Source organism: Parafrankia sp. BMG5.11, from assembly GCF_004337455.1.
This window is the reverse complement of record NZ_SJXI01000004.1, coordinates 1-12618: the sequence shown is the minus strand read 5'-3', so window position 1 is coordinate 12618 and position 12618 is coordinate 1. Positions and strand designations below refer to the sequence as shown.

General features: G+C 71.0%; 10 protein-coding genes. 7 read left to right on the top strand and 3 right to left on the bottom strand.

All coding sequences use genetic code 11. The annotated features are described in order from the left end of the window. Positions 1-2 precede the first annotated feature (2 nt). The 3 genes from E0504_RS04230 to E0504_RS04220 all read right to left on the bottom strand — a co-directional run bounded on the left by E0504_RS04230 (position 3) and on the right by E0504_RS04220 (position 3243). Positions 3-1316 carry an acyl-CoA dehydrogenase family protein gene (locus E0504_RS04230; protein ID WP_116430166.1) on the bottom strand — a complete coding sequence of 438 codons (1314 nt, stop codon included), beginning with the start codon at positions 1314-1316 and terminating at the stop codon, positions 3-5. Further along, the gene (locus tag E0504_RS04225) at positions 1313-2449 is read right to left on the bottom strand and encodes an acyl-CoA dehydrogenase family protein (RefSeq protein ID WP_071066253.1); all 1137 of its coding nucleotides are present in this window, start codon (positions 2447-2449) and stop codon (positions 1313-1315) included. The genes E0504_RS04230 and E0504_RS04225 overlap by 4 nt, the downstream gene beginning before the upstream one ends. A 233-nt stretch (positions 2450-2682) precedes the next feature. After that, positions 2683-3243 (bottom strand): TetR/AcrR family transcriptional regulator, encoded by a 561-nt coding sequence (locus E0504_RS04220; protein WP_071066252.1) that lies wholly within the window; start codon positions 3241-3243, stop codon positions 2683-2685. Positions 3244-3473: 230 nt separating this feature from the next. Here E0504_RS04220 and E0504_RS04215 point away from each other — a divergent pair, with 230 nt between their 5' ends. The 7 genes from E0504_RS04215 to E0504_RS04185 all read left to right on the top strand — a co-directional run. Then, entirely contained in the window at positions 3474-4784 is a 1311-nt protein-coding gene (locus E0504_RS04215) for a cytochrome P450 (RefSeq protein WP_373693861.1), read from the top strand. Positions 4785-4840: 56 nt separating this feature from the next. After that, positions 4841-6499 carry an SMP-30/gluconolactonase/LRE family protein gene (locus E0504_RS04210; RefSeq protein ID WP_255565669.1) on the top strand — a complete coding sequence of 553 codons (1659 nt, stop codon included), beginning with the start codon at positions 4841-4843 and terminating at the stop codon, positions 6497-6499. A gap of 6 nt (positions 6500-6505) precedes the next feature. Then, positions 6506-7351: an SDR family NAD(P)-dependent oxidoreductase gene (locus E0504_RS04205; protein WP_112105665.1), complete on the top strand. Its 846-nt coding sequence runs from the start codon at positions 6506-6508 to the stop codon at positions 7349-7351. 90 nt (positions 7352-7441) lie between these two features. After that, positions 7442-8824, top strand: coding sequence for an SRPBCC family protein (locus tag E0504_RS04200; RefSeq protein ID WP_112105666.1), 1383 nt, complete (start codon positions 7442-7444; stop codon positions 8822-8824). A gap of 76 nt (positions 8825-8900) precedes the next feature. Beyond that, positions 8901-10727: an NAD(P)/FAD-dependent oxidoreductase gene (locus tag E0504_RS04195; protein WP_112105669.1), complete on the top strand. Its 1827-nt coding sequence runs from the start codon at positions 8901-8903 to the stop codon at positions 10725-10727. 42 nt (positions 10728-10769) lie between these two features. Beyond that, entirely contained in the window at positions 10770-11711 is a 942-nt protein-coding gene (locus E0504_RS04190; protein ID WP_112105667.1) for an SDR family NAD(P)-dependent oxidoreductase, read from the top strand. A gap of 127 nt (positions 11712-11838) precedes the next feature. Continuing rightward, the coding region (locus E0504_RS04185) for a thiamine pyrophosphate-binding protein (protein ID WP_131622076.1) at positions 11839-12618 on the top strand (780 nt) is incomplete at its 3' end.

The window sequence follows — 12618 nt, the reverse complement described above, 5'->3', positions numbered from 1 at the left end:
GGTCAGGAGCGGCCGGATCCCCCGCGGGGTACGTCGCGGAAGGCACGGTCACGGTCGAGGGCGGGCTCGCGGGGCATGCCGAGGACACGCTCGCTGATCACGTTGCGGGCCATCTCGGTGGTCCCGCCGCCGATGCAGGTGGTCTGGCGCAGGAGGAAGTCGTTCCCGCACTCGGCGACCGCGCCGTCCTCGGCGCTCCAGGCCGCGCCCGCCGAGCCGGCGATGTCGTACGCCATGCTGGTGACGCGGGTGGAGGCGATGCCGGCGAACAGGCGCCCGATGGCGGCCGACTGGTCGGGCATCCGGCGGGAGACGACGCCGCGGCCGATCCGGCCCTGCAGCGACTCGCGGACCAGGTCGAGCACCCGGCCCTCGCCGATGAGGTCCCGTACCCGCGGCTCGTCGAGGCGGCCGGCGTCGCGGGCGACGTCCACCAGGACGGTGGCGTCGACGCCGCCGTAGGACCAGCCGGCGGGGACGGTGACGAACGGGGAGTTGTGCAGCATCCGCTCGTGGAACATCCACCGGGTGCCGACGGTCCAGCCGTTGTCGACGTCGCCGATGCGGTCGGTGTCGGGGACCCGGACGTCGGTGATGAACTCCTGGCAGAACTCCTTGTTGCCGTTGAGCATCTCGATGCGCTGGACGTCGATGCCGGGCTGGCGCAGCGGCATGATGAACACGGTGAGCCCGCGGTGCTTCGGGACGTCCCAGTTCGTGCGGGCCAGGCAGAGCGCCCAGTCCGACCACCAGGCCCCGGTCGTCCAGATCTTCGAGCCGTTGAGGATCCAGTCGTCGCCCTCGCGCACGGCGGTGGTCAGCGCGCCGGCGACGTCCGAGCCGCTGCTCGGCTCGGAGAGGAACTGCATCCAGATCTCCTCGCCCTTGATGATGGCGGGGAGGTGGCGCTCCTTCTGCTCCGGGGTGCCGAACTCGAGGAGCACCGCGGCGCACGGCGAGAACGTCGGCGCCTGCAGCCGGCCCGGGTACTCGAAGCCGGTGATCTCCTCGTTGAACGCGCGCTGGTGCTCCGGCGACAGGCCCTGACCGCCGTACTCGCGCGGGAAGCAGATGCCGGCGAGGCCGGCGTCGAACAGCATCCGCTGGATCTGCCGCTCGCGGGCGACGGCGGCGAGCTCCTCCTCGTCCGTCGTGTCCGCCCGCATGACGCCGGCGCCCTCGTTGTGCTCGAGGGGGCGCAGGTTGGCGCGGATCCACGTCCGCGCCCGCCGGCGGAAGTCCGCGACGCTCTCCGTGGCTTCCGCGTTCGCCGCGCCGGCGGCCGAGCCGGTGCCGGTGCTGATGTCGGACGTCATGCCCGCTCCTTGAGGTGCTCGACGACGGCGGCGACGCGCTGGCGGTGCTCGGCCGGTGTGCCGCACAGCGCCCGGTTCACGGTGACGCGGCGCAGGTACAGGTGCAGGTCGTGCTCATAGGTCACGCCGATCCCGCCGTGCAGCTGGACGCAGTCCTGCAGCAGCTCCGTCCCGTAGTCGCCGATGAAGGACTTCGCCGCGCTCACCAGCTCCCCGGCGTCGGGTGAGCCGGCGTCGACGGCCGCCGCGGCGCTGTCGTTGACGGCGTGCGCGCCTTCCAGCCAGGTCTTCATGTCGGCGAAACGGTGCTTGAGCGCCTGGTAGGACGCGAGGGGCCGGCCGAAGGAGTAACGCTCGAAGGCCCAGCGGACGGTCATGTCGAAGGCGGCCTGCATCGCGCCGACGGTCTCGGCGTTGAGGATCACGATCGCGCGCTGGAGCTGGCGCTCGATCTGGTCGGCCGCCGCGCCGACCTCGCCGACGACGGCGGCGCGCGGCACCCGGACGCCGTCCATCCGGACGGCGAAGAAGCGCCGGGTCAGGTCGACCGTGCGCAGCGGCTCCACCGTCACCCCGGGCGTGGCCGCAGGCACCAGCAGCTGGGTGAGCCCCTCCTCGCCGCGGGCGGCGACGAGCAGGTGCCCGGCCTGGGCGGCCGACTCGACCGGGCGGCTCACCCCGTCGAGGACGAGGTCGTCGCCGTCGACCCGCAGGGCGAGGCCGACGCTGTCGAGCCGGTCCAGCGGCGGCGGCCCGCCGAGGCACCACGCCGCCACCGTGGCACCCGACAGGATGTCGGCCAGGACCTCGGAATGCGCCGGGCCCGCCGCGCCCAGCGCGGCGGCGACGACATTGGTGGCGGCCAGCGGCCCGGGCGCGGCGCGCAGGCCGAACTCGTGGGCGACCAGCGTCAGGTCGACCAGGGCGGACCCGCTGATCGACCCGCCGCCCTGCTCCTCACCGACCAGCAGGGACGTCCACCCCAGCTCGGCTCCGCCCTGCCAGTAGTCGGCCTCGAAGCCGGCGGGGTCGTGGCGCAGGCGGCGGACCGCCTCGGCCGGGACCCGGTCCGCGAGGTATCTCGCGGTCGCCTCCCTGAGGACCTCCTGGTCGGGACTCAACTCCAGCAGCACGATCCGTCACCTCGCGTCATTCGGCTCCCTTGCCCGACGCCTGCCGCGGCTCGGGTCGCGCCGCGTGGGCTCCCGTCCGACCGCGGCCGCACGGGGCGGTGCACACCGTGGGGTGCGCGCCCGTGGTTCAGGACCGGTCCGGCGGACTAGGCCGTCACGATACGGACCGGCGGTCCACATACGCAAGAGGGTGGTTCGGGCATGATTCGGGCGCCGCGGGCTGACGTCGGCGGTCAGCTGCCGGCGAGGCGGTGCAGGCCGGCGCGGACGCGGTCGGGGTCCATCCGGCGGCCGGAGACCAGGTAGTCGATGACGTCGGCCCGCAGCGCGGTGAACAGGACGTGCGTCAGGTAGTCGGTGTTCTCACCCGGGCGCACGGCGTTGAGGCGCCGGGCGAGCTCGCTGATCCAGTACTGGCTGGACGGGTTGGCGTAGTAGGCGTACGGCCCGTGGTGTTCGAGCGCGCGGATGAGGGTGCGGTTCGTCCAGACGAAGTCGAGCAGCGAGTCGAGGTAGGCGTGCAGCGCGGCCACCGGCTCCCCGCCGGGGCCGAGCGGGGGAGGCCCCTGCTCGACGAGGGTCAGCATCGCGGCGACCCGCGGGTACAGGACGGCCTCGATCAGCGCGGTGCGGTCGCCGAAGCGGCGGAACAGGGTGCCCTTGCCGACCCCCGCGGCCCGGGCGATGTCGTTCATCGACACCTGCTCGGCGCCGTCGCGGTCGAACAGGTCCGCCGCCGCCGCGAGGATCGCCGCCCGGTTGCGGGCGGCGTCGGCGCGCTCGGACCCGGCCACCGCTGCACCTCCTCGCGCCGATGTGCTCGGACCTCTTGCCGATGTGGACCGCCGGTCCGTATCGTAGCGGCCTAGTTCGCAGGACCGGTCCGATCGCGGGTAAGGCGATTCGGGGCGCAGGGCGGACCAGGCGTCGGACCGTGGCGGGGAATGGCGCCGAACGCTGCGGACAACGGGTCATTCGCTTCAGGGCCAGCGGGACACGCGCACAGCGGTGTCGAAGGGATGCGGTGCAGACGGTGAAGAACATCGAGGCGATCGACTTCTTCCGGGGTGACGAGCTCGTCGCGGACCCTTATCCCTATTTCCACGCGCTGCGGGAGCAGTGTCCGGTCCGCCGCGAGCCGCACCACGGCGTGGTGATGGTGACGGGCTACGAGGAAGCCGTCTCGGTGTTCCACGACTCCGACAGATTCTCGTCGTGTACCTCGGTAACCGGGCCGTTTCCCGGATTCCCGGTCCCGCTCGAGGGCCTCGAGGGCGACGACATCTCCGAGCTGATCGAGCGGCACCGTGCCGAGCTGCCGATGAGCGACCAGCTCCCAACGTTCGACCCGCCGATGCACACCGATCACCGCGCGCTGCTGATGCGGCTGATCACGCCGAAGCGGCTCAAGGAGAACGAGGAGTTCATCTGGCGGCTCGCCGACCGGCTGCTGGACGACTACCTCGCCAGCGGCGAGGGCGAGTTCATCCGCGGGTTCGCCGGCCCCTTCGCGCTGCTCGTCATCGCCGACCTGCTCGGCGTGCCCGAGGAGGACCACGAGGAGTTCACCGACCGGCTGCAGCACCGGCCGGCCGAGGGCGGCGGCGTGGGCAGCACCGGCGACCACTCGATGGAGCACTCCCCGCTGCAGTTCCTCTACGACCGCTTCACGACCTACATCGAGGCCCGTCGCCGGGAGCCCCGCGACGACGTCCTCACCGGGCTGGCCACCGCGACGTTCCCGGACGGCTCCACCCCCGAGGTCATCGACGTCGTGCGGGTGGCCGCGAACCTGTTCTCCGCCGGCCAGGAGACCACCGTCCGGCTGGTCAGCACCGCGGCGAAGCTGATCGCCGACAATCCCGGCCTGCAGCGCCTGCTGCGCGCCGAGCGCGACCGGATCCCGAACTTCATCGAGGAGACGCTGCGGCTGGAGAGCCCGGTCAAGGGCGACTTCCGGCTGGCCCGGGTGCCGACCACGGTCGGGGGGGTCGACATCCCCGCCGGCACCACGGTGATGGTCGTGAACGGGGCCGCGAACCGCGACCCCCGCCGCTTCGCCGACCCGGACACGCTCGACGTCGCCCGCCCCAACGCACGTCAGCACATCGCGTTCGGGCGCGGCATCCACAGCTGCCCCGGTGCGCCGCTGGCCCGGGCCGAGGCCCGGGCGGGAATCGAGCGGCTGCTCGACCGCACGGCCGACATCCGGATCTCCGAGCGCGTGCACGGTCCCGCGGGCGCCCGCAACTACCAGTACCTCCCGACGTTCATCCTGCGCGGCCTGACCCACCTGCAGCTCGAGTTCACGCCGGCGGCGTCCGACTCCCGGTAATGGCCCTCCCCGGTGAGAACCGGTCCCGGTGAGACCGGCCCGCGGCGTGGGTCGACATCCCGCGCGGGCCGGTAGCCGAAATTCTTCATCTCAACGACGAGGTTCGGGAGTCCGTCACCATGTTGTCGCAAGGGGCGCGCTACAGCGCCGCATCCATCGGCCTCGCCGAAGGATGGAGCCTGGACCGGCTCACGTCGCCGAGCAGACTTTTCGGCGCGAACGGATTACGCACCGGCCCGGACGGCCGCGTCTACGTGGCGCAGGTGACCGGCAGTCAGATCAGCGCACTCGACGTCGAGACCGGCCAGCTGGAGACCATCAGTGCGAAGGGCGGCGCGATCATCGCCCCCGACGACGTGGCCTTCGGTCCGCAGGGCGACCTCTACGCCACCGAGGTCATGGACGGCCGGGTGAGCGTGCGCGGCGCCGACGGCAACACCCGGGTGCTGCGCGACGATCTCCCGAGCGTGAACGGCATCACCGTCCACCAGGGTCGGCTGTTCGTCAACGAGTGCCGGGTCGGCGGTCGCCTGATGGAGCTCGACCTCAACGGCGGCGAGCCCCGCGTGCTGCTCGAGGACCTGGCGATGCCCAACGCCATGGAGGTCGGCCCCGACGGCCTCCTGTACTACCCGGTGATGGGGACGAACGACATCTGGCGGATCGACCCGGAGGGCGGCGAGCCGCAGCGGGTCGTGGGGGATCTCGGCGTCCCGGACTCGCTGAAGTTCGACCCCGAGGGCTTCATCGTCTCCACCCAGGTCGCCTCCGGCGAGGTGCTGCGGATCAACCCGCGCAACGGCGAGCGCACCGTGCTGGCCGCCCTCACGCCTGGCCTGGACAACTGCACCTTCGTCGGCGACCGGCTGTTCGTCTCGAACTTCACCGGGTCGATCACCGAGATCCTCGGTGGCGGGGCGACCCGCGAGACGCTGCCGGGCGGGCTGAACTGGCCGCTGGACCTGACCGTGGGTGAGGACGGCAACCTCTACATCGCCGACGGGACGTACTTCTACCTCCTGCGCCCCGGCGGCAAGCCGGAGACGCTCGGCATGCTCTTCTCCCCGGGCTACCCGGGCTTCGTCCGCGGGGTCACCGCGGTCGGCGCGGGCGAGTTCATCGTCACCACCTCGGGCGGGCAGGTCACCCGCTACCGGCCGGCGAGCGCGGAGAGCGAGGTGCTGGCCGACGAGCTCGACCAGCTCTACGGCGTGGCGGTCGCCCCGGGCGGCGACGTCGTGGCCGCGGAGCTCGGCAAGGGCCGCGTGCTCTCCATCCGTTCCGGCCGGGTCGAGGAGCTGGCGTCCGGGCTCAACGATCCGCTGGGTGTCGCGTTCGGCCCGGACGGCACGCTCTTCGTCTCCGAGTCGGGCGCCGGGCGGGTCGTCACGATCTCCGGCTTCCGCGTCGACACGGTGGTCGACGGCCTGGAGCAGCCGCAGGGAATCCTCGTGCGCGGCGGGCAGCTCCTCATCGTCGACGCCGGCACGAAGCAGCTGATCAGCGTCGACCTCGGCACCGGGGCCCGGCAGACCATCGCCCGTGACCTCCCGGTGGGCGCCCCGCCCGGCGTGACGCCCAAGCCGCTGCGCGGGCTGCCGCCCTTCTCCGGGCCGCAGGGCCCGTTCGCGGGCATCGCCGCCGGACCGGACGGCACGCTCTACCTATCTGCTGACGCCGAGGGCAGCGTGCTCGCGCTGCGGCGGGAGGGCTGAGGCGACATGACGAACGACTTCCTCAACCTGGACGGGCGCATCGTCATCGTCTCCGGCGCGGGCGGCGGCGGCATCGGAACCTCGGTGGCGAGCGCCGTGGCGCGCGCCGGGGCGACCGTGCTCGCGGTGAGCCGCTCCCAGGAGAACCTCGACACGCACATCGGGCCGCTGGTGAAGGAGGGGCTGCCGGTCGTGCCGGTCGCGGCGGACGCCTCGACCGACGAGGGCATCGCGACGGTGCTGAACGCGGCCTCGCGGACGGACGGCGACCTGTACGGGCTGGTCAACGTCGCGGGAGGTGCCGCCCCCGCGACGTGGATGGCGGCGACCCGGGTGACCCGGGAGGACTGGCGCGCGCTGTTCACCCAGAACCTCGAGACGATGTTCTTCTTCAGCCAGGCGGTCGCCGCCGAGCTGAAGTCGCAGGGCCGCCCCGGGTCGATCGTGTCGGTCTCCTCGATCAGCGGTATGAACACGGCGCCGTTCCACGTCGCCTACGGCACCGCCAAGGCGGGGGTGGTGGCGGCGACGCGCACGCTGGCCGTCGAGCTCGCCGGGGACGACATCCGGGTGAACGCCGTGGCGCCCGGGGTGACCGAGACCCCGTCGTCGGGCGCGTATGTGGACGCCGACCCCGACCGCGACCGCCGTGCCATCACCGCGGGCCGCCGCGGCCGCCCGGAGGAGCAGGCCGGAGCGATCCTCTTCCTCCTTTCGGACCTGTCTTCGTACATCACGGGGCAGACGATTCTCGTGGACGGCGGCCTGAACCTCAGGTGGACCCATCTGGGCGCCGACAACACGTCGCTGTTCCTGAAGGACGAGGAGTTCCGCGCGTCCCTCCTGCGCTGACGCCGAAGCGATTCTGTTTGTTTTCTGCCAGATCCCGGACCTAGGCCACACCCGAACCCGATTACCCCGTGACGCGGGTTGGAGAATGTCATGAGCGAGACTCTCGACAACATCCAGGAAACAGTTTCCACTCCAGTCGAGCCGCTGTCGGAACCGCTCGAGATCGGCGTGGAGGCGTACCTCTCCCCGGAGTACGCCCGGGCCGAACGGGACAAGCTGTGGCGGAAGGTCTGGCAGCAGGTCGGCCGGGTCGAGGAGATTCCGCGGGTCGGCGACTTCCTGACGTACGAGATCCTGGACGACTCGCTCGTCGTGGTGCGCTCGGCGCCGGACCGGATCCGGGCGTACCACAACGTCTGCTCGCACCGGGGCCGCCGGCTGGTCGACACCCCTGAGGGGGCGCGCGACGCCCGCGGCCAGCTGCGGCAGTTCGTGTGCGGTTTCCACGGCTGGCGGTACAACCTCGACGGCGAGAACACGTTCGCGGCCGAGCGCGAGGACTGGCCGTGCGGTCTGACCGACGAGAAGGCCGGGCTCAAGGACGTCCAGGTCGACACCTGGGGTGGCTGGATCTGGGTGAACCTGGACCCGGACGCCGAGCCGCTGCGGCAGTACCTGGAGCCGGCGGCGTCGCTGCTCGACCCCTTCCAGCTCGAGAACATGCGCTACCGGTGGCGCAAGTGGCTGGTCTTCGACTGCAACTGGAAGGTCGCCCTCGAGGCGTTCATGGAGACCTACCACGTGCCGTACACCCATCCGGAGTTCATGAACTTCGGGAACTTCCTGGGCTGGGCGCGGGCGCAGGGCCGGCACAGCAACATCGGGTACGACGCGCCGAAGGGCATGGAGGAGAACCAGGCGAAGCTGCGGATCGGCAGCGGCCCGGACGCCCGGCTGTCGACGATCGAGCTGCAGAACTTCACCTGGGAGAACGCGAACACCAACACCACCCGCACCCTCGTCGACGCCGCCCAGCGGCTGACCGAGGAGCTCCCGGAGGGGACGCCCCCGGGCGAGGTGCTGCAGCACTGGCTCGCCTCGGCCCGCCGGGACGACGCCGCCCGCGGGGTGGTGTGGCCGACGGTCCCCCCGGAGATCGTCGCGAAGAGCGGCACCGCCTGGCAGATCTTCCCGAACTTCCAGATCGGGCACGCGCTGAACAACATGCTCTGCTACAGCGCCCGGCCCTACGGCTACGACCCCGACAAGTGCATCTTCGAGGCCGCCGTCTACGAGCTCTACCCGGCCGGCGGGGAGCCGGAGACCAAGTGGGAGTTCACGCCGCCGGAGGACCCGGGCTGGCGCACGGTGCTGCCGCAGGACTTCGCGAACATGTCGGCCGTGCAGCAGGGCATGAAGTCGGGCGGTTTCTCCGGGCCGAAGCCTAATCCGTACCGCGAGCGCAGTGTCGTGAACCTGCACCACAACCTGGCCAAGTACATGGGAACCGGCGAGCCTCACAAACTCGCCTAGACCCAGCCTCTCCCGCGAATCCCGCCGCGGCGCCTGACGAGTGACCCGAGCACCAGCCCAGATCCGAGGAATGTGCATGCAGAACTGTGCCCCGACCGAGACGCCCGAGGTCGACCATGACGCGCTCCGGACGAAGTATCTGGGAGAGCGGGACAAGCGCCTGCGCCGTGAGGGCCAGAAGCAGTACGTGGTGACCGAGGGCGACTTCGAGGAGTTCTACGAGGCCGACCCGTACACACCGGTCGTGCCCCGGACGCCGATAGTCGAGGACATCGACGTGGCGATCTTAGGCGGTGGCTGGGCCGGCCTGGTGGCCGCGGCGCGGCTTCAGCAGCAGGGCGTCACCGACTTCCGGATCATCGATCTGGCGGGCGACTTCGGCGGCGTGTGGTACTGGAACCGGTATCCCGGCATCCAGTGCGACACCGACAGCTACTGCTACCTCCCGCTGCTCGAGGAGGTCGGCTACATCCCGAAGGAGAAGTACGCCCGGGGCGACGAGTGCCTGGAGCACGCCCAGCGCATCGGGAAGCACTTCGGCCTGTACGAGCACGCCGTGTTCAGCACGCTGGTCCGCTCGCAGGAGTGGGACGAGCAGACGAAACGCTGGAAGATCACGACGAACCGGGGCGACGAGATCAGCGCCCGGTTCGTGGTGATGTGCCAGGGGCCCTTCAACAGGCCGAAGCTGCCGGGCATCCCCGGCATCGCCGACTACCAGGGCCACACGATCCACACCGCCCGGTGGGACTACGAGTACTCCGGCGGCGACCTGCACGGCGGGCTGGACAAGCTCGCCGGCAAGAAGGTCGCGGTGATCGGGACCGGGGCCAGCGGTGTGCAGGTCATCCCGTACGTCGCCGAGACCGCCGAGCACCTGTACGTGTTCCAGCGCACCGCCTCCTCGATCGACGAACGCGGCGACGTCCCGACCGACCCCGAGTGGGCCAGCACGTTGCAGCCGGGCTGGCAGGAGGAGCGGCGGCGCAACTTCCACGCCGCGGCGTACGAGGCGTTCGCGCCGGGACAGCCGGACCTGATCTGCGACGGCTGGACCGAGATCAGCCGTAACCTGCAGGCGCAGCTGGACGCCACCAACGGCTGGGCGGCGCTGGCGGACCCGGCGAAGTTCATGGAGCTGCGCGAGCTCGTCGACTACCAGGTGATGGAGCGGCTGCGGCAGCGGATCGACGCGATCGTCGAGGACCCGGCGACCGCCGAGGCGCTCAAGCCGTACTACCGGTTCCTGTGCAAGCGGCCGTGCTTCAACGACCTGTACCTGCCGACCTTCAACCGCCCCAACGTCACCCTGATCGACGTGGCGGAGACCAAGGGCGTCGAGCGGATCACCGCGAAGGGCATCGTCGCGCACGGCGTCGAGTACGAGGTCGACTGCATCGTGTTCGCCAGTGGCTTCGAGATCACCAGTGACCTCGACCGCCGGCTCGCGATCCACCCGTACGCCGGCCGCGAGGGCCGGTCGCTCTACGAGCACTGGGTCGACGGGTACCGCACCCTGCACGGGATCATGACGCACGGCTTCCCGAACCAGTTCTTCACCGGCTACATCCAGGGCGGCGTCACGGCGGCCGTGCCGGCGATGTTCGAGCAGCAGGCCGTGCACATCGCCCACATCATCTCCGAGACCCTCGCCCGTGGCGCGGTGACCGTCGAACCCACCTTCGACGCGCAGGAGGGGTGGGTCGCGGCGGTCCGGGCCGCGGAGATCGACAACACCAACTTCGCGCGGGAGTGCACGCCCGGCTACTACAACAACGAGGGCGAGCAGCAGATCCGGTCGGTCCTCGGCGACCCCTACTGGGCCGGCTTCTACGCCTTCGGCGAGCTGCTGCAGGAGTGGCGCGACTCAGGCGATATGGCGGGGCTCGTCCTCGGCAAATGACGACCACCCGCCTGCTCACCCATGTCGCGAGAGGACCATTGAATGTCTGAGGCCACACTGCCCGCAGCCCGGTTCGATGACCGGGTAGCCGTGATCACCGGTGCCGGCCGGGGGCTGGGGCGCGCGTACGCCCTGCTGCTCGGCTCGCTGGGCGCCAAGGTCGTCGTCAACGACCCGGGCGGCAGCATGAGCGGGGAGGGCCTCGACACCGGCCCCGCCGAGCAGGTCGTCCAGGAGATCATCGCCGCCGGCGGCGAGGCCGTCGCCTCCACCGACTCGGTGGCCACGGCCGCGGGCGGCCAGGCGATCATCGACACGGCGATCGACAGCTTCGGCCGGATCGACATCCTCATCCACAACGCCGGGACGCACCGCCCGGCGCCGCTGGCGGAGATGACGTACGAGGACTTCGACGCCGTCCTGGACGTCCACCTGCGCGGGGCGTTCCACGTCGTGCGGGCCGCGTTCCCGCTGATGGTCGCGGCGGGGTACGGCCGGATCGTGCTGACCTCCTCGATCGGCGGGCTGTACGGCAACGCCGGGGTCGTCAACTACGGCGTGTCCAAGACCGGAATGATCGGGCTGTCGAACGTGGCCGCGCTCGAAGGGGCCGCGTCGGGCGTGAAGAGCAACATCATCGTCCCCGCCGCGATCACGCGGATGGCGGAGGGGATCGACACCTCGGCCTACCCGCCGATGGGGCCGGAGCTGGTGGCTCCCACCGTGGGCTGGCTCGCGCACGAGTCCTGCTCGATCACCGGGGAGATGCTGACCTCGATCGCCGGCCGGGTGGCCCGCGTCTTCATCGCCGAGACCCCGGGCGTGTACCAGCCGTCCTGGACGGTCGAGCAGGTCGGGGAGCAGCTCGAGACCATCCGCGACACGAGCGACCCCTGGATCCTGCCGGTCGTGCCCTCGGCGCACGTCGACCACATCGTCAACAGTTTCGCGATGGCCGCGAAGGGCGCCGCGAACGCGTCCTGACCACCGCACCACCCGCACCGCACCACCGCACTGACGCAGCACCGCAGACACGGACCAGCGCACACCCGGATCGGAAGGGGGATGGGAAACCGTACCGCGGGCCGGTACCGGCGTTCCCTGACTACCAATGGCGGTAAAAGTCTACGAGCGCATCCTCCAGTTGTTCGAAGCCGAGGGAATCAAGACGATCTTCGGTATTCCCGACCCGAACTTCGTGCACATGTTCCACCTCGCCGAGGAACGCGGCTGGACCGTGGTCTCACCGCACCATGAGGAGTCCGCCGGGTTCATGGCGGAGGCGGTGTCGAGGATGACCGGCAAGGCCGCGGTGGCGATCGGCACCCTGGGCCCGGGTGTCGCGAACCTGGCCGGGGCGATGATGTGCGCCAAGGTCGAGAACTCGCCGGTCATCTTCCTGGGCGGGCAGCGTGCCCGGATCACCGAGCAGCGGGTCCGCCGTGGCCGGATCCAGTTCGTGCAGCAGGCTGAGCTGTTCGCGCCGTCGGTGAAGTACTGCGCCAGCATCGAGTACGCCGACCAGACCGACGAGGTCATCCGCGAGGGCCTGCGCAAGGCCCTGTCCGGCACCCCGGGCCCGGTCTACATCGAGTACCCCTCGAATGTGATCCTCGAGGAGCTCGACGTCCCGGCGCCCCTGCCCCCCGCGGCGTACCGGCTGGTGAACCAGACCGCCGGCCCCGACAGGATCACCGAAGCCGCCGAGTACATCCGCGCGGCCAAGCAGCCGGTCCTGCTCGTCGGGCACGGCGTGCACACCTCCCGCGCGGGAGAGTCCGTCCGCGCGCTCGCGGAGGCGATGGCCTGCCCGGTCATCCAGACCTCCGGCGGCACCTCCTTCATCAAGGGCCTGGAGGACCGCACCTTCCCCTACGGCTTCTCCGCGGCG

Excerpts from the sequence above, each read along its gene's own strand:
- E0504_RS04230 (WP_116430166.1), bottom strand. The coding sequence starts at position 1,316 with ATGACGTCCGACATCAGCACCGGCACCGGCTCGGCCGCCGGCGCGGCG.
- E0504_RS04205 (WP_112105665.1), top strand. The coding sequence starts at position 6,506 with ATGACGAACGACTTCCTCAACCTGGACGGGCGCATCGTCATCGTCTCC.
- E0504_RS04200 (WP_112105666.1), top strand. The coding sequence starts at position 7,442 with ATGAGCGAGACTCTCGACAACATCCAGGAAACAGTTTCCACTCCAGTC.
- E0504_RS04195 (WP_112105669.1), top strand. The coding sequence starts at position 8,901 with ATGCAGAACTGTGCCCCGACCGAGACGCCCGAGGTCGACCATGACGCG.
- E0504_RS04190 (WP_112105667.1), top strand. The coding sequence starts at position 10,770 with ATGTCTGAGGCCACACTGCCCGCAGCCCGGTTCGATGACCGGGTAGCC.